Origin of the sequence: Streptomyces sp. NPDC101181 (assembly GCF_044767975.1) — a bacterium.
In the GTDB taxonomy this organism is placed as follows: domain Bacteria; phylum Actinomycetota; class Actinomycetes; order Streptomycetales; family Streptomycetaceae; genus Streptomyces.
In genome coordinates this window covers 132,618-159,059 of record NZ_JBIWOX010000018.1, presented here as the reverse complement: position 1 = coordinate 159,059, position 26,442 = coordinate 132,618, and the positions used below count along the sequence as shown (strand labels likewise).

Sequence of the window (26,442 nt, the reverse complement as noted above, 5' to 3'; positions counted from 1 at the left end):
ACCCCCCCGGATCATGAACAACAAGGGGGGGAATTCATGCCGGACCCGAAGGCCGGAGGCCCCATTGCGGAGCCACGTAGAAGGTAACGGGGGGGATCGTCGCCGTTGACTCCATGATCAACCGGGCCCATCAGCACGCCGCGGGCGCCCGTAAAAGGGGGACGCAGACAGGGGCGAACCGGAAGATCCGGGCCGCTCGCAGGCGCTTCAAGAACTCGGTCGGTCCCGGGGCGGGCTGACCACCAAGGTCCATCTTGCCGTCGACGGCCTGACTGCCGCTGTCGATCGTGCTCACACCCCGAAACGTCAACGACGCCACCGCGCTCGCCGACGTCCTCGACGGGGTCCGCACCCCGCGCGTCGGCACGGGTCGCCCGCGCACGACACCGGACCGTGTGCTGGGTGACAAGGCATACTCCAGCAGGGCCATGCGTCATCTGCTGAGGCGTCGGGGCATCGCCGCCACGATCCTCGAGCGCCGCGACCAGGTGGCCAACCGCCGACGCAGGGGGCGCTTCGGTGGCCGGCCACCCGCGTTTGACAGGGAGATCTATCGCGACCGCAACGTGGTCGAACGATGCTTCGCTCGCCTCAAGCAGTTCCGTGCGATCGCAAACCAGGTTCGACAAGCTCGCGGACCGCTACCGCGCGGGAGTCGTCCTCGCCTCCCTGATCCTCTGGCTCCGCGAAACGGCCAGGTGATCATTTGTCAGACAGGCCCTAGTGGGGAACCCGGCAGAAGCCAGCGGGACATCCTCGCCATGTAGGAGGCGACGGACCTCTGGGACCCGTCGCCGTTGGCTCAGAAGAGCCAGCTGACGAGTTCGTTGATCAGGACACGGAGTACCGTGCTGAGCACCACGCGGGATACCTCGAGGAGGACCTCGCGTCGTAGTACGAACTTCCGCAGGAACCGAGACACTGCTTCTCCAGAGCGCAGACACGGTCGAGGTTGCGCCACATCCCTCGAGAGGGTCGTGCGTTCATCTCGATGTGCTGTCGCCTGAAGAGCCAATGGGATTCCGCGCACCTCCCAGAGAGGCGTGCAGCAGTAAGTACTCTACGGGACGACGAACTTGGTGTACCTGCGGTTGTCCGAATTTCCCCGCGCCGGTTTTTACGGAGATGCTGCAGGGCGATGAAGCATTGCGAGACAGCTTGCTCTGCTGCGTTCTTCGGCAGCACTAGCTGCACCGAACCCGTGACAAGGAGCACCATGCCTCTGGAATCCCGTCTCTGGGGCAAGGCTGCTGGGCTTGGCGAGGACGCCCGCGGCGCAGACCGTACGCATCCTCTGATCTGCCACCTGCTGGACGCGGCCGCCGTCGCTGAGGTCGTCTGGGACGAGTTGCTGACCGTGCATCAGCGCAGCACGGTGGCGGAGGCGCTGCAGGTCTCGGATGGGCAGGCGCGGTCGCTCGCGGCATTCTGGGCGGGACTGCATGACATCGGGAAGATCAGCGTGCCGTTTCAACTGCACCGGAATGGACCGAAGCACGGGGGGAAGCTGCTGACTCAGCCGCTGAGCGCTGAGCCGGGGTATGCGTTCGGTGCCGGTGCCGTGCAGGACCGGCAGTCGCACGAAGCGGCGGCACACTGGTGGCTGGTGGGGATCTTCGAAAAGATCGGCTATCCGTCATCGAAGCGACGTCCGCAGTCCCAGCTCGGTCACGCGGTGGCCCAGTTGCTCGGTGGTCACGGCGGCCGCTTCCATCCGGTGGTCCACAACAAGGACTCGCGATGCCCTGCGGCGCGTCACCCCGGTCTGGGCATGGGGAGTTGGGAGGAGCAGCGACGGCTCCACTTCGATGAGGTGCGCAGAGTGGTCGGGGTGAGGTCGGTTCCGCAGGGTCGGATGACGCCAGGAGCGGCCGTCGTCCTGACGGGGTTGGTGACCTTGTCGGACTGGCTGGCCAGTATCGAGGAGGAGATTCGGACCCGGCTCAGGGATGAGACATGGGCTGGAACTCCGGACGATCTGGACTCCTACTGGCAGATCGCCCGCTCGGCCGCTCCCCGCCTGTTGCAGCGGACGGACCTGCTCGGGACCGGGTTCGCTCAGCCGCCGGAACCTCCTCGGTGTGCGGGGAAGCCTGGTCTTGGGACGAGTATGGCTCGCCAGATGCCCGACCTGGTGGCCGAGCACGGGCCGGGCATGGTGGTCGTGACGGCTCCGTCGTCGGAGGACCGTACGGAAGCGGCGCTTTGCGCGGCGGCTGTCCTCGGGCATGCAGCGGGCGCGCGGGGCCTCTACTACGCACTGCCGACCGGTTCAGCGGCTGACAGCCACATGGCGCAGGTGCATGCGTTCGCCGAGCAGGCGCTGACCGGCCCGTGGCGTTCGTTGCTGCTCCACAGCTCTTCCCGGTTGAAGCCGGCGGAAGCCGCGGAGCAGTGGGCGCATGCCAATGCGACCGGCGGAGTCAGCCCGGAGCCCGGGGAGGAATGGGCCCCGACAGCGAACAGCTGGCTCAACTCCCATCACCGCGCGCTATTGGCTGCGCTCGGCACGGGGACGGTGGACGAACTTCTGCAGGCCGTCATGCCGGTGAAGTTCAACGTCATGAGGCTCTTTGCTCTTTCCAGCAAGGTCGTTGTGGTGGATGAAGCCCACGCCCGCAACGCCTGGGGGCATGAGCTGATGCTGCGGTTCCTTGAGTGGGCCGCAGCGTTGCGGGTCCCCGTTGTCCTGGCAGCGACGGCTGCGGACAAGTCGGTGGACGCGATGTTGGCGGCTTACCGCCATGGCGCAGGAGGGGACAGGGAGCCGGTGAAGCAGCCTCGTCGGACGCCGGGGTGGTTGTTCGTGGATGCTCAGTCCGGAGGCGGTCACCTGCCCCAGGGGCCTACCGATGCCGCTTGTGCCGGCACGCTCAGCGTCGAAGTCGTTGACGGCACGCCGTACGGCGAGATCGAGGCAGCTCTTGCACCGATCGTCGCAGCCGGGAGCGGAAGAGCTGCCGTCTACCGAGCGACGCCTGCGGCAGCCATCCGCACGTTTCATCAGCTCACGAAGGATTTCCCCACTCTGAACGTGACCCTGATCCATGAACAGATGCGGAACAAGGACCGGTGGCAGCGTCTCGCAGCCTGTCGGGGTGCCTTCGCCCCTGATGGTGCGGTCTCCGGTCCCTCGGTGCTGGTGACGACGTCGATGCTGGAGCATATCCGGGGCCTGCATTTCGACCTTGTCCTCTCCGGACCGGCGCCGCTCGCGGCCCTGCTGGCCCGCGCGGTGCAGAGCGTGGGTGACCGATCGAGGCTGGTGGTGCTCCGAGCGGACAACGCGTCGGAACTGGACGACGCCGCGCTGGTAAGGCGTACTGACCTGCTCCTGGGGACTGGCAGGACGGTTTCCCTGCCCGAAGAGCTACCCCTCGTGCTGGATGAGGTGTATGCCAACGAGTTCGCCGACGGGCTGGAGTGGGCGACGGCGCGTGAGGTCCAGCAGCTCGACAACCAGCGCACGGTCCGTGGAAACAGGGCCGGCGGCACCGCGCGGTGGCTGGCGGTGCCTGGGCCGGGGGAGCTCGATGGCAACCTCGGACTGCTGAGCCGCGATCACACCGGTATGGAGCCCGAGCTCCTCTCCTCCGTGTTAGGGGAGGACGTGGTGCAGGTGGTCTGTCTGTACGAGCACGGGCGACCGGGGAACAAGGTGTACCTCCTGGAAGACGGCGTTCCGGAGCGGAGACTTGAGCGCGGCCCCAAGGGGAGACCGGTGCCGGGCCAGCTGGTCCCCTATCTGATTCCGGTACCGAAGCGATTCGTCGAGGACATGGAAGGTGATGCCAATAATGCCTGGCGCGGCATGGCAGCCCTCAAGAATGTTCTCCGGCTGAATCTTGAAAAGGGGGAAGACGGCAGGTGGGTGCACACCGGCCCGAAGTATCGATTTTGCATGAGTGAACACGGTCTGGTGATCGACGAGTTGCCGTAAACGGGCACGCCATCCCGTACGTCCGTCTAGCATCTAGTGGATGTCCGACCATGGGGGGAGGGGCGTGGCTACGCCTGGGGCCAATCTGATCGATCAGCCATGGATTCCTGTCGCATGGCTGGAGGGGAAATCGGGTCCGCCGTATGTGGGTCTGAGGAGTCTGTTCCTGCGTGCCGGAGAGATTCGCACGCTACTGGTTCCGGAAGCTCCGGCTCACTCGGCGCTGCTGCGCTTGCTGTACGCGCTGACAGCCCGGATCACCGCTCTGGACGAGGCCGGTCCCGGAAGCTGGGGCGATCGGCGGGAGGAGATCCTTGAGCAGGGTTTTCCTGAGCAGAGCATCGACCTCCCCGGCGGCCGCAAGGCCGGCATCGCGGGCTACTTCGACCAGTGGGCCCATCGTTTCGACCTGTTCGACCGTGATCGTCCTTGGCTTCAGGATCCTCGTCTCCCCGACCAGTGCGACAGGAACCAGACTGCCGGGATCCACAAGCTGGTCATGAGCCGGTCAGCGGGCAACAACCACTCCTGGTTCGGGCACTGGAGCCATGCCGAGCTCGTTCTTCCCCACCTTTCGCAGGCGGCGCTGTCGCTGCTGACCTGGCACTATTGGGGAGCCCCCGGGGCCCTCTCGAGGCGCGCAGTCGACCATGTGAGCCACCATTACGCGAAGGCCTCACCCCTGCGGGCCGCGCTGTCGTATCACCCGGAGTGCGACAACCTTCTCCTGACGCTGCTGGCGGGTCTGACTCCGCCGGACGGCGACGTCAGCCGGCAGACCGACCTGTGCCCATGGGAGCGAGAAAATCTTCTGGACCCGCTCAAGCCGATGCCTGCGCCTGAGGGCCCCTGCTCACGGCTCACCGCCTGTTCGCAGCACGCCCTGTACCTGGTCGCCGCCGAGGACGGCGAGCACACCACCGACGCCTACATCACCTGGGCCTACGATGCGGAGCGGATCCGGCCCGAGGACGACTACCTGATCTGGGACATCGGTAAAGACGGAGAGACATTCCCCCGGCTCGCACGTTCTTCCCGTTCCCTCTGGCGCGACATCGACGCCCTTCTGCTGAAGCAGCTGGACGACGCCAGCCCCGTCCAGCCGAAGGTGATGGACCACGCCTTCGACGTCAGTGAGTACATGCGAGTACGGGCGCTCGGCTTTGAACAGGACGCCAGCCAGGCGGCCAACCATCAATACGTCGACTCCACCACCCCAGTACTTCTCTCCCGGGTCGAGGAAGACGTGGTGAGCAGCGACCTGCCCGTCCGCCAGCTCCGCGAACTCGGCGAGCTCTTCGGACACCGGCTGGAGCAGGCCACGAAGGAAGCGTGGCTGAAGTACACGGATGACAAGAAGAACGACCCTGGAGCCTGGCTGGGCGCGGTAGCGGCACGGTACTGGCCGTCAGCGGAGGTCGAGTTCTGGTCAAGGTTCAGGCAGTTAAGCCGTTCTGACGGCGCTGTGGACTCCGGCTTCGACTTCGAGGCCGCGTGCCTGGCCTTCGGGCGGCACGCACTTGACGCGTACGAAGCGGTGACCGATTCCGTGACACGCACCCCACGGGGTGCGAAGGCCGTCACCAGCGCGAAGGCGATCATCCTCGGCGCACTGAAGGACCCGCTCAAGGCGATGCAGCAATCGAAGACGACCAGGGCGGCCAAGGCGTCGTGACCGCCGCCCACCGACCCGAGGACAGGCAGTGAGCCCCCAAGCCCCTGAAGCAGGCGAGCACCAGAGGACGCGCGCCTCGTACGCCGCTTTCGCGCTGAGTATCGAACGCCTGTGCCGCGCGGATCCCGGAGCCCGTGCCGCGCTGCGCGCGGGGCTGCGCCGAGATCTGGACCACCCGCGCACCCGCCCCATGCACCGGCTGCTGACGACACGCCTGCCGGAGGAGTGCGATGACCCAACAGCGCAGGCCCATTACACGGTGGCTTCACTGATCGCAGCTCAGCCACGACACGCTTTCGCACCCGGTCAGGAAGACGACGAAGACACCGCCGCCGAACAAGGCGAGCCAATTCCTCCGGAGAACGGCGAACCGGACGAGGAAACTGCCCCGTCAGAAGTCACCCCGTATGGGTCCTCGTTCGGTGCGACTCTGGGACATGCCGTCATCGCGAAGGGTGCCTCCATGCGGATGAGCGCCGCAGAGAACCGCATCAACCTCCTGACGCGCCAGAGTCTCCGTGGAATTCACCTGCACCTCCCCGCCGCGGTGAATCAGGTGCGCTCCACCGGTACCCCGATCGACTGGGGCCAGTTGCTGGCAGACCTCATCAACTGGCCCTACCAGTCGGGGCGTATCAGCCGCCGCTGGCTGCAGGACTTCTACCGGATCACCGCCCGTGCCGACCGGGACTGACCCTCTCACCCACAGGAGCTCCCTGATGGCCCTCAAGCCGCGCTTCCTCGATATCCACGTCGTTCAGCCCGTTCCTTACTCGAACCTGAATCGGGACGACACCAACTCGGTCAAGACCATGCTCTACGGCGACGCCCTGAGGACCCGCATCTCCAGCCAGTCCTGGAAGCGGGCCATCCGCGAGCACTTCCAGGAAGCGCTCGGTGATCGCGCGCTGCGTACGCGCCGTATCGGTGAGCGGGTCACCGAGGTACTCCGCGGCCGTGGGTGGGATGAGGCGCCTGCCGGTCGTGCCGGTGCGCATGTTGCCGCGGGAAGCAGCATCAAGTGGGAGGTGGCCAAGGGGAAGGACAAGCAGCCCATCACGAACAAAGTCCTGACCAACGCGCTCGTCTACCTTCCCGAAGACGCCGTCGAGGAACTGGCGGACACCGCCGAAGCCCACAAGGACGCGCTCACGACCGACTTCACCGGCAAGGGAAAGACGAAGCCCGAGAGCGCCCTGAAAGGGAAGATCGACAAGATCCTGCTAAAGAGGAACGGCGTCATCAACCTCTTCGGCCGCATGCTCGCCGAAGTCGACCATGCCGGTGTCGACGGCGCCGTCCAGGTCGCGCACGCCTTCACCACCCACACCACCGAGGTCGAACTCGACTACTTCGCAGCTGTCGACGATGTCACCGCGACGAAGGACGATGAAACAGGCAGCGGTCACATGGGCACGGCCGAGTTCAGCACCGGCACCCTGTACCGGTTCGCCACAATCGACCTGCGGGAACTCACCAAGAACTTGAGCGACGACAACGACATCGCCGTCGATGCCGCCCGCGAACTCGCCGGCCAGTTCCTGCTCTCCTTCATCGAGTCGCTTCCGCAGGCCAAGAAGAACTCCACCGCCCCGCACTCGCTCCCGCATCTGGTCCACGTGGCGGTCCGCTCCGACCGGCCCCTGTCCTTCGCCGCAGCCTTCGAGGAGCCCGTACGGTCCGCCCGGCACGGTGGCTACGTCGCACGTTCCGTGGAAGGCATCAACGCCTACGCCCAGGCCGCGAACACCCTCCTCGGCCCCAGCCGCGTTCTCCACGCGGCGCACGCCTCCCTCCAGTTCGACAAGCTGGAGCACCTCGGAGAGCGTCACGCGTCCTTTGAAGCCCTCGTTACCGCCGCCGTCGACGTGGCGCTCGCCGAGGCCCCGCAGTGACCGAGCGACCCGCCCGCGGACTGTTGCTGCGTTTGGCCGGCCCCCTGCAGTCCTGGGGCACCCACAGCAAGTACCTGTGGCGTGACACCGCCAGATTCCCTACACGGTCCGGCATCGTGGGCATGTTGGCCGCAGGTCTCGGGCGGGAGCGCGGAGCGCCTCTGGACGACCTCACGGCACTGTCGATGACGGTACGAGTCGACCGCCCCGGCGTAGTCTTGTCCGACTTCCACACCGTAGGCGGTGGGCTACCAGCCGATGAAAAAGTGATCACCGTTGATGGAAAACGCAGGGCCGGGGACAAGGGAACTCTGGTGTCCAAGCGTCAATATCTGGCCGACGCTGCTTTCACTCTCGCGCTCACCTCCGACGACGCAGAGTTGCTCCACATGTGCGGCGATGCCCTCCGTGACCCGCATTGGCCCCTGTTCCTCGGCCGCCGGTCCTGTCCGCCGGAGGGACCGATCCTGCTGGGAGCCGTAGAAGATCCACTGCAGCACCTCGTACGGCTGCCCCTGGCAACCAAGCGGCCACGCAGCGGCGCACAGGCGACCGACTTCTACGGCGATAGACCGCTCGGGGTGCTCCCCGTGGACACCGACGCCCCGGACAGGGGCGACGGCGATCACCACAGCGGCGAAGTCACCGACGAACCTCTGTCGTTCGCACCGCTGCAGCGCCACTACCGGCCCCGGCCGCTGTACCGACGAGCCGTACACCTGCCGGAAGCCGCGTACGAAGGCTTCGGCACCGGCTACCTGGAAAAGCTTCAAACCTATATCGACACCCATTTCGTCAAACCGGAGGGGAGCGCCCGGTGACTCTGTGGCTGACCCGCATCGTGCCCTCGCCAAGTTCTCGCGAAGCCCGAAGGGACCTCGGTGGCAGCGACCAAGGAATCCGGCTGCATCAACGCATGCTGCAGATGTTTCCCGACGGCGTCGAAGGACCCGCCCGGGCCGCATTTGGGGTCTTGTTCCGGGCAGAGGAAAGCCCACGTGGACCACACATCCTGCTACAGAGCCACATAGAACCTGACCCCTCACGCCTGCCAGACGCTTACGGCAACGTCGACATACGATCACTCGACGCATTGTTGTCGAACCTGCGCAAGGGGATGGTAGTCAACTACCGCTGTGTGGCCAGCCCCGTGCGCAAGCCAGGTGCCACCTCTCGGGAAGCCTACAAGCTCCCGCCGGTCGTGGCCTTGAGCGGTAATGCCGCTGTTGAATGGTGGGAACGCCAGTCCAACGCAGGCGGGCTGGAGCCGTTGCACGTCACCGCTCACCCGCTTGCCGCTGTCCGAGGCCGACAGGGCTCCCGGGCCCCTGTTGTCAAACAGAAAATCCAGCATGCCCGAACGCAATTCGATGGGACAGCCCGAGTGCTCGACGCCGAACTACTTCGGGAAAAGGTCGCTACCGGCATCGGGCGCGGGAAGGCATACGGATGCGGGCTGCTCAGTGTTGCTCCCGTCCGGTGAATTCAATCGCGCGCCGACCTGAGCCATGTCGGGCTCTTGGCCACAGTGCTCCCGCTTGGCAGGGGACCTCCGCACTCTTTCTCTGACTACCGGGACACGAGAGTGGGAAAAAAACCGCCCACCACGTTGAGCCGATCGTTGCTCGGCCAGCGAGCGATGTGCCTGGGGTGATCTCCGCAGAAACGGCGGTGAGCCGCTGGTGGTCCTCGACGCGAGCCCCTTGGTAGGCGGACGTCCCGCAGCCCATCGAGTCGGCATGCGAGGAGCCAGCCGAAGGGCTGTCCCGTAATCCCTGGTGGGCGCGCGACGACAGCTACGGCACCTCGCCGCGTTGTCGGAACGCCCGAATACATCCAGTATTCGGACGTCCCTCCGCCTTGCGATGCACCGCATCTGACGCCGCACGCTGATCCACCGGGGATTACGGGACACCCCTTAGGCCGGTGCCATGACCAGCCCTGGAGGTGGACGTGGCAATCTTCGGCCGGGTGTGGACATGGAATCTGTGTGGGCAGCCGTGGTGGGCCGGAGGCGGCGTATGACGTGCCGGGGAAACCGTTGCTGCTGTATGCGGAGGTCTCGTGCTGGTCATGTCCCTGTGGGATATGACCGTTGCCGGGACTTGCGGACGCGCCTTCGTTCGAGTCGAGGTGAGCCGCAAAACCCTGGGTGAGCGACGCGGTTCGTCATCAGCCCTGCGGGGGCCGTAACGCCCGGCCGAATCGTGCGAGATGGGCTGCTGACCTGCGCTTCGCGATTCCGAGGGTATCTGCGACGGCATCGCAGGCTGGCCGATTCGTCGCTTCTCCCTATGGCCGCTGCCCGCCCGGTCTGTGCCCCGGTGGGGGTCTCCGGGGCCGGCTCAGCGCACGCGGCGGATGCGGATCGGTCCGCGCGCCCGGTCCGGATCGACGCGGCGGCCGCCCTGGGTGATCTCCACCTCGCCGGCCTCCGTCAGCCGCCGTGCCGCCCGGCGTGAGGGCTCCATGAGGGCCCGCCAGCCGTCGTCGTCTCCGGACCAGACCGCCCGTGCCGCGTCGGAGGGGCAGATCGTCGCGTCGGGCGCACGCCCGTCGAGCAGGTCGAGGATCGCCTGTTCGAGCCGCTGGTCCTGCTGCTGTCCGGTTCCGGTCATGCCGCCAGTGTCGCATTCGCCCGGAATCCTGCCCGTCGCCCTGTCCGCCCGGCCGGAATGCCGGTCTGCCGCTACGAACGGGGAGACGGCGGAGGCCCTGGGGCCGCGGTCGCCGGTCTCCAGGCCGAAAGCGACGAGAGCACGGGGCGATCAGCGACTTGTCGACAAAGGGATCATTGACGTTCGGGAACGCGTCGGAGCCGTCGCCCTCGGAAGGGATGAAGCCGGACCCGCGTAGCTCCTCGAAGGCCAGGCCGTACCCGCGTAGCTCGTCGAACCGGACGGGCCCGCCCGTAGCCACATCCAGGCCCCGCAGCCGCCACGAAACGCGCAACACCTGTGCCCGGACCGGGCGTCGCCCGCCTTTGCCGCGGCCTGCCACTCGCCCTCGCGGTGACCCCGGCCGCCGGTCGCCAAGGCGGGGTGTGCGGCACGGGCCGGGCCGCCGTCGTCGGCTGCCGGGGGCTGCGAGCGGCACCTCCCGGCGTACGGTCCGCGTTCACCGATGTGACATGGCCCCTTCCGTTCTGTTCGGTTCTCTTGGAACATCCTGTTCGTTTCTGTCCCCCACACTCCAAGAGGCCCCTCACTCATGGCTGATATGAATCGGCGCCGCTTTCTCCAGATCGCCGGTGCGACCGCGGGCTACGCCGCGCTGACGGGCAGCATCGACCGGGCCGCCGCCATCCCCGCCCACCGCGCGTCCGGAACCATCCAGGACATCGAGCACATCGTCGTGCTGATGCAGGAGAACCGTTCCTTCGACCACTACTTCGGCGCGCTGAAGGGGGTCCGCGGATTCGGGGACCCCCGGCCCGTCACCCTGCCGAGCGGAAAACCGGTCTGGAACCAGGCGGACGCGGCGGGAAAGGAGACCCTGCCGTTCCACCCGACCGCCGACGACCTGGGGATGCAGTTCCTCCAGGGGCTCAACCACGACTGGGCGGGAGGGCACGAGGCGTACAACAACGGCCGGTACGACCGCTGGATACCGGCCAAGACCCCCACGACCATGGCCTATCTGACCCGGGAGGACATCCCCTTCCACTACGCCCTCGCCGACCGCTTCACGGTCTGCGACGCCTATCACTGTTCCTTCATCGGGGCCACCGACCCCAACCGCTACTACCTCTGGTCGGGCTACACCGGCAACGACGGCACCGGCGGCGGGCCCGTCCTCGGCAACGAGGAGAAGGGGTACGGCTGGACGACGTACCCCGAGCGGCTGGAGGAGGCCGGGGTGTCCTGGAAGATCTACCAGGACACCGGGGACGGGCTGGACGCCGGCGGCGGCTGGGGGTGGATCGACGACGCCTACCGGGGGAACTACGGCGACAACTCGCTGCTGTACTTCGACAAGTACCGCGACGCCCGCCCCGGTGACCCGCTGTACGAGAAGGCGCGCACCGGTACGGACGTGGCGAACGGCGGCGGGTACTTCGACCGGATCGCCGCCGACGTCAAGGCCGGTACGCTGCCGCAGATCTCCTGGGTCGCCTCCCCGGAGGCGTTCACGGAGCACTCCAACTTCCCGTCGAACTACGGCGCCTGGTACATCGCCGGACTGCTGGACGCCCTGACGTCCGACCCCGAGGTGTGGAGCCGGACCGCCCTGTTCATCACCTACGACGAGAACGACGGCTTCTTCGACCACGTCGTCCCGCCCTACCCGCCGGTCTCCGCCGACCAGGGGCTGTCCACCGCCGACACCGCGGCCGAGGTGTACGAGGGAGGCTCCTCGTACGACGCTGGTGTCTACGGTCTCGGACCGCGGGTGCCGATGCTGGTCGTCTCGCCCTGGAGCACCGGCGGTTACGTCTGCTCCGAGGTCTTCGACCACACCTCGGTCCTCCAGTTCATGGAGAAGCGCTTCGGGGTGCGCGAGCCGAACATCTCGCCGTGGCGGCGCGCGATCTGCGGCGACCTGACCTCCGCGTTCGACTTCTCCCGTACCGCACCGGCCCCCGACGACCTGCCGGACACCGCCGCCTACGAGCCCCCGGACCGCGAACGGCACCCCGACTACCGGCCCACCCCGCCCGACGTGGGCTCGCTGCCCCGGCAGGAGGCGGGCGGGCGACCCGCGCGCCCGCTCCCGTACGCCCCGTACGTGGACGCCGCCGTCGACGCGGGCACCGGGAAGATCGCCCTCACCTTCAGTCCGGGGGCCGCGGCCGGGGCGCAGTTCTACGTCACCTCCGCGAACCGGACCGACGCCCCCTGGACGTACACCGCCGAGGCGGGCAGGACGGTCTCCGACGCCTGGAACTCCGCCTACTCCGGCGGTGTCCACGACCTCACCGTGCACGGTCCCAACGGCTTCCTCGTCACGTTCCGCAGTCCGGGCAAGGCCACCGGACCCGAGGTCACCGCCCGCCACAACGAGGAGAGCGGCGGTCTGGATCTGACGCTCACCAACCCCGGCGGCACCGAGGCCCGCCTCACCCTCACCGAGGCGTACGGGGGCGCGGAGCAGACGGTCACCGTGGGAGCGGGCGCCACGGAGTCACGGACCATCGACCTGCCGGCGGACCGACGCTGGTACGACGTCTCCGTCACCGCCGAGGGAGCCCCGGACTTCCTGCGCCGCTTCGCCGGCCACGTCGAGACGGGAGCCGTCGGGGTCAGCGACCCGGCGACCGCCACGGCGTGAGAACAGGGAGAGGGGCCAGGACCGCACGGTTCCGGCCCCTCTCCCCTCTCCCCGTCCGCCCCCGGCCCATGCGGGCGGCGGCTGGTTCAGGCCGCGCCGCCGTCGCCCCGTCCGGCGCCGGACGCCGCCTTGATGCCCCGGGTGATCTCGTCCAGGACGGAGAGCTTCGGCGCGTCCTCGCTGACGTCGAACCCGGAACGGACCACCACGAGCATGTCGGCGGAGGCGGGGGAGGGGAACACCAGCGACTCCACATATCCGTCGTCGCCCTTCTCCGTCGCCACCTCCCAGCGCACCGCGTAGCCCTTCTCGCCCGCCACGGTGACGGCCTCGGACTTCAGGACCTTGTGCGCGGTGATCTTTCCGTAGGTCGCCCCGCCGTAGGACTCCTTCGCGTTGACGGCGATGTCCTGCTTCGCCGCCTCCTCCGGGGTTTTCGCGGTGATCTCCAGGGCGACCGCCGGAGCCGAGAACACCCCGCCGCGCACACAGGTCTCCCCGCTGTCCCCGGGGCACGGGTGCTCGCCCGTCGTCACCCCGGCACCGACCGGCGCGGACTTGCCCTGCCAGCCCTTGGGCACCGGCATGCTGATCCCGGCCGCCAGGTCCGTGGCGAAGCCCGGCTCCGACGGCGGGGCCTGCTCGCCGGGGCCCCGGGGGCCACCCTCGCCGTCCTCGTTTCCGTTGCCGCCGTCCTTCCGGTCGCCCTCCGGGCCGCCGCCCGGCGACCCCGGCCCGTCGTCAGGGGTGGCGGACGGTGCGGAGGCCGCGGTGCCGGGCCGACCGCCGTCGTTCTCGCCCAGCAGATACACGCCGCCGCCGATGGCCGCGAGCACCACGGCGCCCACGACCACGCCGACGCCGATGCGGATACCCCGTCGGCGTCCCGCAGCGGGGGAGGGGCGGACGTGGCCGGTCCACCGGGCTCCGTCCCACCAGCGTTCCTGGGCGGGACCGTTTCCTGAGTGCCCGGGGTCTGGATGCCAGCCGGGCGGGGTCATCTGGGTCACGGACCGCAGCCTATGCGGACCGGCTGAGAATCACATGAACTGCCCCTGTCGGCAGCCGTACCCGCCCGCCCGTACGGCCGCCGACCCGTCACGGTTCGATCAGGCCCGCGCGGATCGCGTACCGCGTCAGCTCCAGACGGTCGCGCAGACCGAGCTTCTGGAGCAGGTTGGCCCGGTGCCGCTCCACCGTCTTGACGCTGATGACGAGCAGTCCGGCGATCTCCTTCGAGGAGTTCCCCTCGGCGACCAGCTTGAGGATCTCCTCCTCCCGGTCGGTGATCGCCCGCGCGGGAAGCTCCTCGCCCTCCTTCGCCCGGTCCAGGTAGTTCCGGATGAGCGCGGTGACCGCGCCGGGGTAGAGGAACGGCTCGTCGCGCATCGCGGCCCGGCACGCCTCGACAAGGTCCCGGTCGGCGACCGACTTGAGGACGTATCCGGCGGCCCCGGCCTTCAACGCCTCGAAGAAGTACTGCTCGTTGTCGTACATCGTCAGCATGAGGATGCGCAACTCCGGCTGGACGCGGGAGAGTTCCCGCGCGGCCTGAAGCCCTGTCAGGCGGGGCATCGCGATGTCCAGGATCGCCAGATCCGGCCGTTCGCTGCGCGCCCTCTCGATGGCCTCGGCCCCGTCTCCCGCCTCGGCGACGACGGTCAGATCCGGTTCGCCGTCCAGGATCAGCCGGACCCCGCGGCGGACCAGGGCGTGGTCGTCCGCCAGCAGGATGCGGGTCGGCGCGGGGCCGGGGCCCTCGGCGGCCGGGACGACGGAGGGAGACATGGGCACGGGTCACTCGCCTTCGGTACGGACGGGTACGTCGAGAGGGACTTCGGTACGGACGGGTACATCGAGACGGACTTCGGTGCCGCCCAGCGGGCCGGGGCCGATGGACAGTTCGGCGCCGATCAGCAGGGCGCGTTCGCGCATCCCGCGCAGGCCGGCCCCCTCGGCGGCGCCCCGGAGTCCGCGGCCGTCGTCGCGGACCAGCAGCTCCACCCCGCCGGGGCCCCGGTCCAGGGAGAGTTCGAGCCGGGTGGCCCCGGCGTGCCGGACCGTGTTGGTGAGGGCCTCCTGGGCGATCCGGTAGACGACCAGCTCCGCCTCCGCGTCCAGTCCGGGCAGGTCCTTGCCCGTCCGGCGGCGGATCGTGAGCCCGTCCGGCGCGGGGGTCTCGGTGACCAGAGCCGTGAGCGCGCTCACCAGGCCCAGCTCCTCCAGCACCCCCGGCCGGAGCCTGCGGGCGATCCGGCGGATCTCGTCGAGGGACCCGCGGGTGATCTCCTGAACCTGCCGCAATTCGCCGCGCAGCGGTTCCGGAGCGTGGTCGGCGACCCGCTTCAGCTCCAGCAGCACCGCGGTGAGGGTCTGGCCGACCTCGTCGTGCAGCTCCCGGGCCACCCGGCGCCGCTCGGCCTCCTGCGCGGACAGGGCGCGGGCGCTGCTGGTGGCGCGCTCGGCCTCCAGCCGGTCCAGCATCGTGTTGAACGTCTCGATCAGCGCGGCGATCTCGCCGTGCCCCGCCACCTCGGGGCGCGGACTCGGCCGCAGCAGATCGGTGGTGGTCATCGCGCGCGTGACCCGCTGGAGCGGGAAGAGGCCCAGCCGGAGCAGCGCGGCGTTGGCCGCGAGCATGAAGGCGATGCCGCCCGTCAGGATCATGGCCTCGGTCAGCAGGACCGGCGTGGACACGGTGATCGGACCGAGCAGCAGCAGGGCGCCGGCCGCCACCAGCACGGCGGCGTTGAGCAGGAAGATCCGCCAGAACAGGGACAAGGGTGAACGGCTCCTTCTGGACGTGGGCGTCGGGCTGACGGCGGCACGTGGGCGTCGGGCGGGCGGGTGGTGTGGAGCGGGGGTGGAGGCGGGCGTGGACCATGGGGAGGAGGCGGGTGTTCGACAGCCTCCACTATCGCCGCCGCACGGACGAACCACGCCGCCGCCTGCGCCAGCCTCGTCGCCCGTGCCGTGCCCACCCCCCCGGGTGCCGTGCCCACCGCCTGCGCCAGCCTCGTCGCCCGTGCCGTGCCCGCCGCGTGGGCTGTCCTCGTCGCCTCGGCCTGCATGGTGCGCACCCCCCGATATGGGTGCTGCCCCCGATGGCCCGCTGCCGCCGCGCGCGGCGACCATGAGGTCCAGGGTCCCGAGGGCCCTGACCCTGCTCGGCGCGGGGGCCGGGGCGGCCGGAGCCGAAGGGTCTCCGTACGGGAGGGAGAGACCATGCCCACGTACGACGAGCGGCTGCGCGTGCTGGAGGAACAACTGCGGCGCGACGATCCCGGATTCGCCGAGGCGATGTCCGGGGGCACGCCGCGCGGCCCGCGTGAGTACCGGCGTCGCGGCGCCTGGCTGTGGCTCGCCGTCGGGCTCACTGTTCTGGGCTCCGGCATCGCCGCCGGTCACGGGCTGCTGATCGCCGGGGGCCTCGTCGTCTCCGGAGCGGCGGCCAATCTCTTCGACCCGCAGCGCGGACGACAGCACGGCCGGGACATCCCCACCCCCTGACCCGCCCCTGCCCCGTCCTTGATCCGCCCCCTGCCGTCCCCGCTGCTCGCCCCGCCGAGTCCGCCGATCCCCCCCCCGGGGATCCTGCCGACCACGCGCCATCTCCCCGGCGGTGTCCGCATACACCGCCCCACCGGTCCCTCCGGGCCGGTGCAGGCCCCGTCCCGAGACCCCCGGGCGGGGCCTTCGCGCGTACGGGACCGGGCGGCGGGGGCCCGAGGGCCGGGCCACGGGCGGTACGGTCCGACCACAGGCCGGCCTGACACCTGGCATAGGCTGCGGGTCCTGGTCCGGCCGACACTGGGAGCGACCGATGCCCGTCGAATGGCAGCCCGTGCGGCAGTCCCGTACGCACGAACTCGTCCTGCGCAGCATCGAGGAACGGGTCTTCGCCGGAGAGCTGCGGGCCGGTGACCGGCTGCCTCCCGAGCGGGAACTGGCTCCCGTGCTCGGCGTCAGCCGCTCCGCGCTGCGCGAGGCCCTGCGGGTGCTGGAGACCGTCGGCGTCCTGGCGGCCCAGCCCGGCCGGGGCCCCGACGCCGGGGCCCGGATCGTGCGCAACCCCGACGACGCCCTCGGCCGGCTGCTGCGACTGCACTTCGCGCTCGGCAGCTACAGCCTCCAGGACGTGCTGGAGGCGCGGGTCGTCCTGGAGCGGTCCAGCGTCGAGGCCGCGGCCCGCCACGCCCCGGCCGAAGACCTCGACGAGGCGGCGCGGCTGGTGTCCGGCATGGCGGAGCCGGGCATCGGCGTCGACGCCTTCAACGACCTGGACACCCGCTTCCACGTCCTCCTCGCCCGCAGTTCCGGCAACGCGCTGACGTCGACCCTCACCTCCGCCGTACGCGAGTCCGTGCGCCCGCTCATCCTGCGCGCCCTGGAAGCGGCCGAGGACTGGCCCGCCACCGCCCAGGCCCTGAACGCCGAGCACCGCAGTCTCCTCGCACTGGTGCGGGAGGGCGAGGGGGGTCCGGCCGCGGAGCTGGTGGAGCGGCACATCCGGGGACTGCACGGAACCCTCGTCGAGGGACCGGTCACTCCGGAGGAGAGCCCGGGGAAGCGCCCGTAGCACGGCTCGGGCACGGCACACAGCAGGCCTCCGTACGCGCGCGTCCTGGCAACCCGACGAGGAGCCCCGCCCGGGGCGGTGTGAGGGCGTCCGGATCCTTCCCCGGGCCACCCCCGCCTAGTATGGTCCGACCATAGAAACATCATCCTCAGGGCGACGGACGCCACGCCGCAGAGAACCCGACCGGGGAGACGCCATGCGTATCGGACTCTTCGCCACCTGCCTCGGGGACACCCTCTTCCCCGACGCGGTGCGGGCCACCGCCGTCCTGCTCACCCGGCTCGGCCACGAGGTGGTCTTCCCGCCGGGCCAGACCTGCTGCGGGCAGATGCACATCAACACCGGCTACCAGCGCGAACCCGTCCCGCTCGTACGGAACTTCGCGGACGGCTTCGGCGACCCCTCCATCGAGGCGGTCGTCATGCCCTCCGGCTCCTGCGCCGGGTCGGTGCGCCATCAGCACGCGCTCGTCGCCGACCGCTACGGGGACGCGGCGCTGCGCGCCGGGGTCGCCGCCGTCGCCGCCAAGACGTACGAACTCTCCGAACTCCTCGTGGACGTCCTCGGCGTCACCCGCGTCGGCGCGTACTTCCCGCACCGCGTCACCTACCACCCCACCTGCCACTCGCTGCGGATGCTCCGCGTCGGCGACAAACCCCTCCGGCTGCTGCGGGCCGTCGACTCCATCGACCTCGTCGAACTGCCCGGCGCCGACTCCTGCTGCGGATTCGGCGGCACCTTCGCGCTCAAGAACGCCGAGACGTCCACCGCGATGCTCCGCGACAAGACCGACAGCATCCGGGCCACCGGCGCCGAGGTCTGCACCGCCGGGGACTCCTCCTGCCTGATGCACATCGGCGGCGGGCTCTCCCGCATCCGGTCCGGCACCCGCACCCTCCACCTGGCCCGGATCCTCGCCGCCACCCGCGCCACGCCCGACGCCCTGACGGAGGCCTCCGTATGAGCACGTTCCTCGGCATGCCCGCCCCGCCGCCCCGCTCCCCGTACGGCACCGGCAACCTCCGCGGCGACCAGCCCTTCCCGCGCGCCGCGCACCACGAACTGGGCAACGCGCAACTGCGTCGCAACCTGGGCCGCGCCACCGCCACCATCCGCGCCAAACGCCTCGGCGTCACCGGCGAACTCCCCGACTGGGAGGCCCTGCGCGACGCGGGCTCCGCCATCAAGACCGACACCATGAACCGGCTGCCGGAACTCCTGGAACAACTGGAGCAGAAGGTCACCGAGCGCGGCGGCACCGTCCACTGGGCGCGCGACGGAGCCGAGGCCAACGCCATCGTCGCCCGCCTCGTGCAGGCCACCGGCAGCGACGAGGTCATCAAGGTCAAGTCCATGGCCACGCAGGAGACCGGACTCAACGAACACCTGGAGTCCGTCGGTATCACCGCGCACGAGACGGACCTCGCCGAACTCATCGTCCAGCTCGCCGACGACAAGCCCTCACACATCCTCGTCCCCGCCATCCACCGCAACCGGGACGAGATCCGGCGGATCTTCCTGGACCGCATCCCCGGGATCGACCCGGACCTGGACAACGTCCCCGCCCACCTCGCCGCCGCCGCCCGCCGCTACCTCCGCGAGAAGTTCCTGACCACCAGGGTCGCCGTCTCCGGGGCCAACTTCGGCGTCGCCGAGACCGGGACCCTCGCCGTCGTCGAGTCCGAGGGCAACGGCCGGATGTGCCTGACCCTGCCCGACACGCTCATCACCGTGATGGGCATCGAGAAGGTGCTCCCGCGCTACCAGGACCTGGAGGTCTTCCTCCAGCTCCTGCCGCGCTCCTCCACCGGGGAGCGCATGAACCCCTACACCTCCCTGTGGACCGGGGTGACGCCCGGAGACGGACCGCGCGACGTCCACCTGGTGCTGCTCGACAACGGGCGTACCGCCGCGCTCGCCGACACGATCGGGCGCGCGGCCCTCAACTGCATCCGCTGCTCGGCCTGTCTGAACGTGTGCCCGGTGTACGAGCGCACCGGCGGCCACGCCTACGGCTCGACCTACCCGGGCCCCATCGGCGCGGTCCTCACCCCCCAACTGGCCGGGATGGACGCGACGAAGGGAGACCCCAACAGCTCCCTTCCCTACGCCTCCAGCCTCTGCGGGGCCTGCTTCGACGCCTGCCCGGTCAAGATCGACATCCCCTCGCTGCTGGTCGAACTGCGCCACCAGCACACCGAACAGGCCGGAACCACACCGGAGAAGCTGGCGATGAAGGCGGCCGCCGCCGTGATGCGCCGCCCGGGCCTGTACACCGCCGCACAGAAGGCCTCCGCGCTCGGCCGGGTCGCCGCGGGGCGCGACGGGACCATCTCCCGGCTGCCGCCACCGCTGAGCGGCTGGAGCGACAGTCGCGACACCGCCGCCCCGCCCCGGCAGACCTTCCGTTCCTGGTTCGCCTCCGACGAGGGGCGGGCCACCCTGCGGGCCGCGGCCGCCGAACGCACCACCGACCCCGGCGAGGAGGAGGACGCGACATGAGCAGTTCCCGCGACACCGTGCTGGGCCGGGTCCGCGACGCCCTGGCCCTGGCACCCGCCCACGCGGTCACCATCCCGCGCGACTACCGCACCGGCCGGGTCCTGCCCGACGGCGAACGCCTCGCCCTGTTCACCGACCGGCTCCTGGACTACCGGGCGAGCGTCCATCCCTGCGCGGCCGACCGCACCGCCGAGGTGATCGCCGACGTCCTGCGGAAGCACGGCGTCCGCCGGATCGGTGTGCCGCCCGGCCTCGACGCGCGCTGGCTCTCCCGCTACGACGGCGAGGTCCACCACGACGGCCCGGACTTTCCCGCCGCCCGGCTCGACGCCCTGGACGCGGTGGTGACGGCCTCCGCGGTCGGCTGCGCCGAGACCGGCACGATCTTCCTCGACGGCTCGCCCGGCCAGGGCCGCCGGGCGCTGTCGCTCGTCCCCGACCTCCATGTGTGCGTCGTGGATCTCTCCGCCGTGGCGGCGGGCGTGCCGGAGGCGGTGTCCCGGCTGGTGCCCGAGCGGCCGACGACGCTGATCAGCGGTCCGTCGGCCACCTCCGACATCGAGCTGGAGCGGGTGGAGGGCGTGCACGGGCCCCGCACCCTGGTGGTGGTGATCCGCACGGACGCGTAGCTCCCGGCGCTCCCTACCCGTGACGGGCGCCACCCACGACGACCCTTCCCACGACGGGCGTTACCCGTGACGGACGCTCACCGCGCCCCGCCCGAAGGCGATACGCGTCCACGCCCCGTCGTCCGACCAGCGGACGGCGACAGTGTCCCCGGTGACCTCCACCCGGTCCACCACCTCCTCCGCCGCCACCGGCGCCCCCGCGTCCGGGGCGGCGCTGAGGGCGGCGAGCGCCACCAGGACCGCCGGGCCCCACGTCACCGCCGAGCCGGACGAGGACGTCGGGGTGCTGGAAGGGGGCGCGCCGGGCAGGGTGGCGGTGAGGCGGGGGACGGTCGCCCAGCGGGTGAACGCCGTGCCCTGCGGGGCCCGTACGTCCTCGGCGCGCGCCGCGTCCCAGCCGTACAGCCCGAGCAGCCGCGAACGCGCTCCGTCTCCGGGGCCGGTCGCCCAGCCCGTCAGTTCGGCCCGCGCTCCGTCCGGCGCGCCCAGCACGCGGTGGATCCGCAGCTCGTCACGGCCCCGGGCCACCGTCACGCTCTCCACCCGCAGGCCGGGTGCCGTCGCCGGGGCGCCCGCCGGGAACGCCGGCAGATGCCAGGAGGCCGCCCAGCCCCAGCCGTCGCCGTGCCCGGACCCGAGCGGACGGATGCGCCGCCGTGCGCTGCGCGTTCCGCCGACCGTCACCGACAGATGGTTGTCCGCCGGGTTCGCGGCCGACGTCGGCCCGGTCACCGTGGAGTACGCCAGCCGCGCGTAGTGCGGGTCCTCGTCGGCCGCTGACTCGCCCTCGTCCGGCCGGACATGGTCGCTGCCGTGGTTGTGCAGCCGCACCACCCCGTCCGCCCGGGTGGACTGGACCAGCAGGCCCGCCGCCGGTACCGACAGCACCCGGTCGGGACCCTCGCTGGGGGCGGCCTCCTCCTCCGCCGTCCACAGCGGGTGCCCGGCCGGGGCCAGCAGGGCCACGAACGCCTTCGAGGCCCAGTACGGCGACGCCGGGCCGGAGTACGTCTGGAGCGTCGACGCGTGCGGGCCGTGCCAGCCGAGGCTCAGCAGCCCGTCCTGCCCGGCCGCCCCTCGCTCCAGGAAGTACCGCAGCGCGCCGCTGACCACCCGCCGGGAGGCCCCCGGGGCGAGCGGCGTGTGCCCGGTGACCGCACCGAGGCCCACCGCCGCGCCCGCCGCGAACCGGTAGGTCAGCGAGCGGCCGAAGTACAGCGGCGCCCCGTCGCCGCCGAACATCAGCGCATAGCTCTCCAGATGCTGGCGCAGCCGCGCACCGTGGCGCGCCGACTCCTCCTCGTCGCCCGCCAGACGGGCGTCGAGCAGCGGATACAGGTGCAGTGCCCAGCCGTTGTAGTGGTCGAAGGCGCGCCCGTCCCCGTCGGTGTACCAGCCGTCGCCCGCGTACCAGCGCTCCAGCAGCTCCAGCGCCCGCTCCCGGGCCCGTACGGTCTCCGCGTCGCCCCGGCCCACCGACTCCAGGAACCCGGCCACGGTGTACGGGAAGAGGTACCAGTTGTTGGGAGCCGGCACATGCCGCAGCGCGCCGCGCAGCCACCGCTCCGCCCGGTCCTGTACGTCGCTGTCCAGCCGGTCCCAGAGCCAGGGCCGGGTGAGCCGCAGGCCGAGCGCCACCGACGCGGACTCCACCATGGGCTGGCCCCGGACGTGGTGGCCGAGGATCGGGGGCCAGGACTCCGCGTCGTCCCGCCCCGGGCTCCGCGTACCGGCGTCCAGCCCCTCGGCGTACCGTTCCAGCAGGCCGAGCGGGTCCCCGCCCCCGGCCCCGGCGATCCGGAACCCGGCTGCCAGGAACGTGCGCGCGTACCCCTCCAGGCCGTCCGACCGCACCCCCGACCACGACGGGGGACCGGGCAGGTCGAGCCGGGCCCCGGCCGGGGAGGCCCACCGCCACGCGGCGGCCAGCAACCCGTCGGCGGCCGCCTCCCAGTGCGCGCGGGTGTATCCGGTGTACGGGCTCGACGCCCGCTCCTCCGGCGGGAGTTCGAAGGCGCCACCGCTCACGGCAGCAGCACCCAGTCCGCGCCGACGGCGGCGACGAGACCCACCCCGAGCAGCCAACTGCCGAGCCGGGTACGGCCGTTCCGGCTCAGCTCGATCACCACACCGCACAGGATGAGCGCGAGCCCGTACACGCCGACGACCAGCACCGAGGACCGGCTCGCGATCCGCAGGGCGAGCACCACCGCCATCGCCACCATGCCCACCGCGGAGAGCACGATCCGCAGCCGCCGGGCCTGGCGGGGCGTCAGCCGCCGCGGCTCCGCGGCGGCACCGTCCGTTTCCGCTCCATCGACCTCCGGGCCTGCGGCCCCTGAGGCACCTGCGGCCCCTCTGACCTCGGCCGCACCTCCGGCCTCGGCCGCCCCTCCAGCTTCGGGCTCCGCTATCGGCGGGTCGGCGGGGGCCCGGCCGCTCCCGGCCGGCCCGTCGTCCGGCTCGTCCTCGCGCTGGTCCCGGCGCTGATCCTGGTCAGAAGTGCTCATGGAGCCGGATCGTAGTAGCTGCCCGGCACCCCGGTGCCCGGAGCGGTACCTTCTGTCCACGGCCGACGCCGGACCCCGCGCCCCGCACGGCCGACGCCGGACGCCCCGGACCCCGCACGGCCGACGCCGAACGGCCTGGACCACGCGGGGGTCGGGCTCCGGGGCTCGAACCCCGGCGCGTCCCGCCGCCCTAGTTACCCCAGCAGCCGGGGTGCTTCCTCCGCCGCGTCCACCGCCCGTCCCTCCTCCACCCGGTCCGCCAACTCCCGCGCCCAGGAGGTCAGGTGGGTGACCGCGAGACCGTGCGGCCGGTCCTCGGTGTACGGGGTGATCGCCGCCGCGCCCCGGCGCAGCAGGCGGGCCCCGCCCGCTGTGTTGCCGCGCGCCGCGTGGGTCAGCCCCACCGCGAGCTGGGCCAGCCCCCGCCACAACGCGCGTTCGCCCTCGGGACCCGACTTCCAGGCGTCCTCGAACACCTCGTGCGCGTGGAACGGCATCCCCGCCGCCAGCAGCCGCTGCGCCTCCCGGAGCGTTTCCGGAGGGGACCGGAGGACCCCCTCCGGCTGCCGCTCGACGCCGGGCGACCCGTAGGGCAGCGGGCGCCCCAGCCCGTCGCGGGGGCGCGCATTGCGCGCCCGGCCCTCGGCATCACGGTCTCTGCGCGTCTCGTTCACTACTCGATTGTGCCCCGCACCTGCAAGGAATCGGGTGAACTCTGTCGGCGAGCACCCGCGCACGACTAGGCTCGACCGTCGAGAAGACTGCCTCTGTGGGAAGGGTGGGCATGAAGCCGTCCCGGCCGTTGTACGAGCGTGAACCGGAACTGGCCGCCGCTGCCGAGGCGGTGGACGCGCTGTGCGGCGCGCAGGCCGTCGGCGGGCTCCTGGTCTTCAGCGGAGAGGCCGGGCTCGGCAAGACCGCGCTGCTCTCCGAGATACGGGCGATGGCCACCGACCGCTGCACCGTCTGGTCCGCCCGGGGCGGCGAGACCGTCACCTCCGTACCGTTCCACGTGGTGCGGCAGTTGTTGCAGCCCGCGCTCGACCGGTTCCCGCCGGACGAGACCCGCGCCCTGTTCGGCGACTGGTACGAGACCACCGCGCCCGCCCTGGGACTGGCCGAGCCGAGCGGCCCGCAGCCCGACCCGCAGGGTGTCCGCGACGGCCTGGACTTCGTCGTCGGCCGCCTCGCCTCCCGGCTGAGCCACCGGCCGCTGCTGCTCATCGTGGACGACGCCCACTGGGCGGACGGCGAATCCCTGGCCTGGCTGGCCTCGTTCACCGCCCGCCTCGGCGAACTCCCGGTCCTCGTCGTCCAGGCACACCGCCCGCAGGAGCTGGCCGAACGCGACGCCAACTACATCGCCGACCGGGAGGCGGAGCGGGGCTCCGGCGGCAACGGCACGGTCACCCGGGTCGCGCTGCGCGCGCTCACCCCCGACGCCACCGCTGTCCTGGTCCGCGCCGCCCTCGGGGAGCACGCCGACGACCCGTTCTGCCGCGAGGTGTGGGCCGTGACCGGCGGCAACCCGTACGAGGCGGTCGAGCTGGTCGCCAAGGTCCAGGACCGGGAGCTGCCGCCGGTGGAGGAGTCGGCGGGCGAACTGCGTGAACTCGGCGCGTCCGCCCGCGGCAGCGGTCTCGTCGCCCGCCTGGAGCGGCTCGGCACCAACGCCAACCGGTTCGCCTGGGCGGCCGCCGTCCTCGGCACCGACATCTCCCAGGAGCTGGCGGCCACCCTCGCCGGGATGAGTTCGGCGGAGGCCGCCGACTGCACCGCCCGGCTGCGGGACGCGCGTATCGTCACCGGGTTCGACCCGCTGGAGTTCGTCCACCCACTGATCGCCTCCGCCGTCTACCGCTCCATCCCGCCCGCCACCCGCACCGCCATGCACGGGCGCGCCGCCTGGGCGATCACCCGGGCCGGTCTCGGGGCAGCCGCGGCCTCCCGCCATCTGCTGGAGGTCCATCCCGACGACGACCAGGAACTGGTCGCACAGCTGCGGGAAGCGGCCGGCCAGCACCTCGCGGTCGGCGCTCCCGAAGCGGCCCGCCGCTGTCTCGAACGGGCCATCGAGGAGCCGCCCCGCCCCAAGGACCGGGCTGTCCTCCTCTACGAGCTGGGCTGCGCCACCCTGCTCACCTCACCGCCCACCACGGTCCAGCACCTGCGCGCCGCCCTCGACATGCCGGGACTCGACGACGGCCTGCGGGTGGACGCCACCTTCCGGCTCGCCGCCGCGCTCGCCCACAACAACCAGCTCAAGGACGCGGCGCTCTCACTGGCCGCCGAGGCGGCACGGACGGCGCCCGGCCCCGGGCTGATGCGGTTGCAGGCCGCGCACTTCATGTGGGAGGGCATGCAGGCCACCGAGGAGGACGGCCCGACCCGCTCCCGGCGGCTCGCCCGCAACGCGGACCACCTCAAGGGCCGCGACAACTCCGAGCGGGCCCTGCTCACCCTGCGGGCCTTCGACGCCATGCTGCGCGGCGAGAACGCCCAGCTCATCGTCGACCTCTGCGAACGCGCCCTCAACGACGGCAGCCCCGCCAGGGGACTGGGCTGGACCGACACCGAGTGGGGCTTCGAACTGCCCACGATGGTGGGCATCACCTACACCTTCACCGACCAGCTGGACCGGGCCGAGAGCCTCTTCGGCGAGGCGGTCCGCGCCTTCGAGATCTCTGGCTGGAGCGGTGGCCATCTCGCGTTCGCGCACACACTGCTCGGCATGGTCCACCGCCGTCGCGGCCGCCTGGCGGAGGCCGAGGGCTTCCTGCGCGAAGGACTGCGCCTCGCGGACCGCGTCGGCTCCGGAATGCCGGTGCAGTGGGACGCCGCCTGCCTGCTCATCGACACCCTGCTGGCCCGGGGCCGGGTGGAGGAGGCCCGTCAGGTCGCCGACCAGTACGCCTTCGGTCCGCCCTACCCCAGCGCCATGGTGCTGCCCGACGCCCCGTGCGTACGCGGCCGGCTGCTGCTGGCGGAGGGCCGCACGGAGGAGGCCGTCGCCGAGCTGGAGGCGGCGGGCGCCGCCCTGGAGCCGCGGGAGCGGTTCAACGGCATCTGGGCTCCCTGGGCGGGCGACCTGGCCCGCGCGCTCGCCGACACGGACCCGGCCCGCGCCTCCCATCTGGCCGCCCGCGCCCGGGTGCACGCCGAGCGGTTCGGCACGCCCACGGCCCTGGGCGAGGCCCTGCGGTGCGTCGCCCTCTTCGCCCCGCCCGAGCAGTCCGTGCAGTTGCTCGCCGACGCGGTGCGTCACCTGGAGAAGTCGCCTTCCGGTTATGAGCACGCCCTCGCCCGGGTCGAGTACGGCATCGCGACCGGCTCGCACCGCGAACTGTCGCGGGCCCAGAAGCAGGCGATGACCTGCGGAGCCGAGGGACTCGCCGCCCGCGCGCAGCAGGCACGGGCGTCGATCCGCTCCTCCGAGTGAGG

20 protein-coding genes and 1 pseudogene are annotated in these 26,442 nt (G+C 71.0%); 14 read left to right on the top strand and 7 right to left on the bottom strand.

The annotated features are described in order from the left end of the window. Window positions 1-98: 98 nt before the first annotated feature. From ACIRRU_RS24565 to cas6e, 7 genes and pseudogenes are all read left to right on the top strand, one after another. A pseudogene (locus tag ACIRRU_RS24565) lies at window positions 99-724 on the top strand (IS5 family transposase); the annotation flags it as partial. Between the two features lie 492 nt (window positions 725-1,216). After that, window positions 1,217-3,940 carry a CRISPR-associated endonuclease Cas3'' gene (locus ACIRRU_RS24560; RefSeq protein WP_403683904.1) on the top strand — a complete coding sequence of 908 codons (2,724 nt, stop codon included), beginning with the start codon at window positions 1,217-1,219 and terminating at the stop codon, window positions 3,938-3,940. A gap of 40 nt (window positions 3,941-3,980) precedes the next feature. After that, the gene (gene casA, locus ACIRRU_RS24555) at window positions 3,981-5,615 is read left to right on the top strand and encodes a type I-E CRISPR-associated protein Cse1/CasA (RefSeq protein ID WP_403683902.1); all 1,635 of its coding nucleotides are present in this window, start codon (window positions 3,981-3,983) and stop codon (window positions 5,613-5,615) included. A gap of 28 nt (window positions 5,616-5,643) precedes the next feature. Continuing rightward, the gene (casB, locus tag ACIRRU_RS24550) at window positions 5,644-6,309 is read left to right on the top strand and encodes a type I-E CRISPR-associated protein Cse2/CasB (RefSeq protein ID WP_403683900.1); all 666 of its coding nucleotides are present in this window, start codon (window positions 5,644-5,646) and stop codon (window positions 6,307-6,309) included. Between the two features lie 25 nt (window positions 6,310-6,334). Beyond that, window positions 6,335-7,510 (top strand): type I-E CRISPR-associated protein Cas7/Cse4/CasC, encoded by a 1,176-nt coding sequence (cas7e, locus tag ACIRRU_RS24545; protein ID WP_403683898.1) that lies wholly within the window; start codon window positions 6,335-6,337, stop codon window positions 7,508-7,510. Beyond that, on the top strand, window positions 7,507-8,331 hold the full coding sequence (gene cas5e, locus ACIRRU_RS24540; protein ID WP_403683896.1) for a type I-E CRISPR-associated protein Cas5/CasD: 825 nt from the start codon (window positions 7,507-7,509) through the stop codon (window positions 8,329-8,331). Before cas7e ends, cas5e begins: the two co-directional genes overlap by 4 nt. Further along, window positions 8,328-8,993: a type I-E CRISPR-associated protein Cas6/Cse3/CasE gene (cas6e, locus tag ACIRRU_RS24535; RefSeq protein WP_403683894.1), complete on the top strand. Its 666-nt coding sequence runs from the start codon at window positions 8,328-8,330 to the stop codon at window positions 8,991-8,993. Before cas5e ends, cas6e begins: the two co-directional genes overlap by 4 nt. An 862-nt stretch (window positions 8,994-9,855) precedes the next feature. On the opposite strand, the gene ACIRRU_RS24530 is transcribed toward cas6e, so the two are convergent. Further along, window positions 9,856-10,128, bottom strand: coding sequence for a DUF3253 domain-containing protein (locus tag ACIRRU_RS24530; protein WP_403683893.1), 273 nt, complete (start codon window positions 10,126-10,128; stop codon window positions 9,856-9,858). Between the two features lie 592 nt (window positions 10,129-10,720). Here ACIRRU_RS24530 and ACIRRU_RS24525 point away from each other — a divergent pair. Next, window positions 10,721-12,781 carry a phosphocholine-specific phospholipase C gene (locus ACIRRU_RS24525; RefSeq protein WP_403683892.1) on the top strand — a complete coding sequence of 687 codons (2,061 nt, stop codon included), beginning with the start codon at window positions 10,721-10,723 and terminating at the stop codon, window positions 12,779-12,781. 86 nt (window positions 12,782-12,867) lie between these two features. On the opposite strand, the gene ACIRRU_RS24520 is transcribed toward ACIRRU_RS24525, so the two are convergent. The 3 genes from ACIRRU_RS24520 to ACIRRU_RS24510 form a co-directional block, all read right to left on the bottom strand. After that, window positions 12,868-13,791 (bottom strand): DUF2510 domain-containing protein, encoded by a 924-nt coding sequence (locus ACIRRU_RS24520; protein ID WP_403683890.1) that lies wholly within the window; start codon window positions 13,789-13,791, stop codon window positions 12,868-12,870. 88 nt (window positions 13,792-13,879) lie between these two features. After that, window positions 13,880-14,569, bottom strand: coding sequence for a response regulator (locus ACIRRU_RS24515; protein ID WP_403683911.1), 690 nt, complete (start codon window positions 14,567-14,569; stop codon window positions 13,880-13,882). A 9-nt stretch (window positions 14,570-14,578) separates the two neighbouring features. After that, window positions 14,579-15,562, bottom strand: coding sequence for a HAMP domain-containing sensor histidine kinase (locus ACIRRU_RS24510; protein WP_403683888.1), 984 nt, complete (start codon window positions 15,560-15,562; stop codon window positions 14,579-14,581). Between the two features lie 444 nt (window positions 15,563-16,006). On the opposite strand from ACIRRU_RS24510, the gene ACIRRU_RS24505 reads away from it, so the two are divergent. The 5 genes from ACIRRU_RS24505 (at window position 16,007) to ACIRRU_RS24485 (ending at window position 20,491) form a co-directional block, all read left to right on the top strand. Next, the gene (locus ACIRRU_RS24505) at window positions 16,007-16,291 is read left to right on the top strand and encodes a DUF3040 domain-containing protein (protein WP_403683886.1); all 285 of its coding nucleotides are present in this window, start codon (window positions 16,007-16,009) and stop codon (window positions 16,289-16,291) included. Between the two features lie 313 nt (window positions 16,292-16,604). Next, window positions 16,605-17,360, top strand: coding sequence for a FadR/GntR family transcriptional regulator (locus tag ACIRRU_RS24500; RefSeq protein ID WP_403683884.1), 756 nt, complete (start codon window positions 16,605-16,607; stop codon window positions 17,358-17,360). 196 nt (window positions 17,361-17,556) lie between these two features. Next, a complete protein-coding gene (locus tag ACIRRU_RS24495) occupies window positions 17,557-18,324 on the top strand; it encodes a (Fe-S)-binding protein (RefSeq protein ID WP_403683882.1) in 768 nt (255 codons plus the stop codon). Next, on the top strand, window positions 18,321-19,862 hold the full coding sequence (locus ACIRRU_RS24490; RefSeq protein ID WP_403683880.1) for a lactate utilization protein B: 1,542 nt from the start codon (window positions 18,321-18,323) through the stop codon (window positions 19,860-19,862). Before ACIRRU_RS24495 ends, ACIRRU_RS24490 begins: the two co-directional genes overlap by 4 nt. Then, window positions 19,859-20,491: a lactate utilization protein C gene (locus ACIRRU_RS24485; protein WP_403683879.1), complete on the top strand. Its 633-nt coding sequence runs from the start codon at window positions 19,859-19,861 to the stop codon at window positions 20,489-20,491. Before ACIRRU_RS24490 ends, ACIRRU_RS24485 begins: the two co-directional genes overlap by 4 nt. Before the next feature lie 60 nt (window positions 20,492-20,551). Here the strand turns inward: ACIRRU_RS24485 and ACIRRU_RS24480 are convergent, their stop codons facing one another. The 3 genes from ACIRRU_RS24480 to ACIRRU_RS24470 form a co-directional block, all read right to left on the bottom strand. After that, window positions 20,552-22,519 (bottom strand): DUF2264 domain-containing protein, encoded by a 1,968-nt coding sequence (locus ACIRRU_RS24480; protein ID WP_403683877.1) that lies wholly within the window; start codon window positions 22,517-22,519, stop codon window positions 20,552-20,554. After that, entirely contained in the window at window positions 22,516-23,001 is a 486-nt protein-coding gene (locus tag ACIRRU_RS24475; RefSeq protein WP_403683875.1) for a hypothetical protein, read from the bottom strand. The genes ACIRRU_RS24480 and ACIRRU_RS24475 overlap by 4 nt, the downstream gene beginning before the upstream one ends. 194 nt (window positions 23,002-23,195) lie before the next feature. Continuing rightward, window positions 23,196-23,675: a DUF309 domain-containing protein gene (locus tag ACIRRU_RS24470; protein ID WP_403683873.1), complete on the bottom strand. Its 480-nt coding sequence runs from the start codon at window positions 23,673-23,675 to the stop codon at window positions 23,196-23,198. A 110-nt stretch (window positions 23,676-23,785) separates the two neighbouring features. On the opposite strand from ACIRRU_RS24470, the gene ACIRRU_RS24465 reads away from it, so the two are divergent. Continuing rightward, window positions 23,786-26,440, top strand: coding sequence for an ATP-binding protein (locus tag ACIRRU_RS24465; RefSeq protein WP_403683871.1), 2,655 nt, complete (start codon window positions 23,786-23,788; stop codon window positions 26,438-26,440). Window positions 26,441-26,442 lie beyond the last annotated feature (2 nt).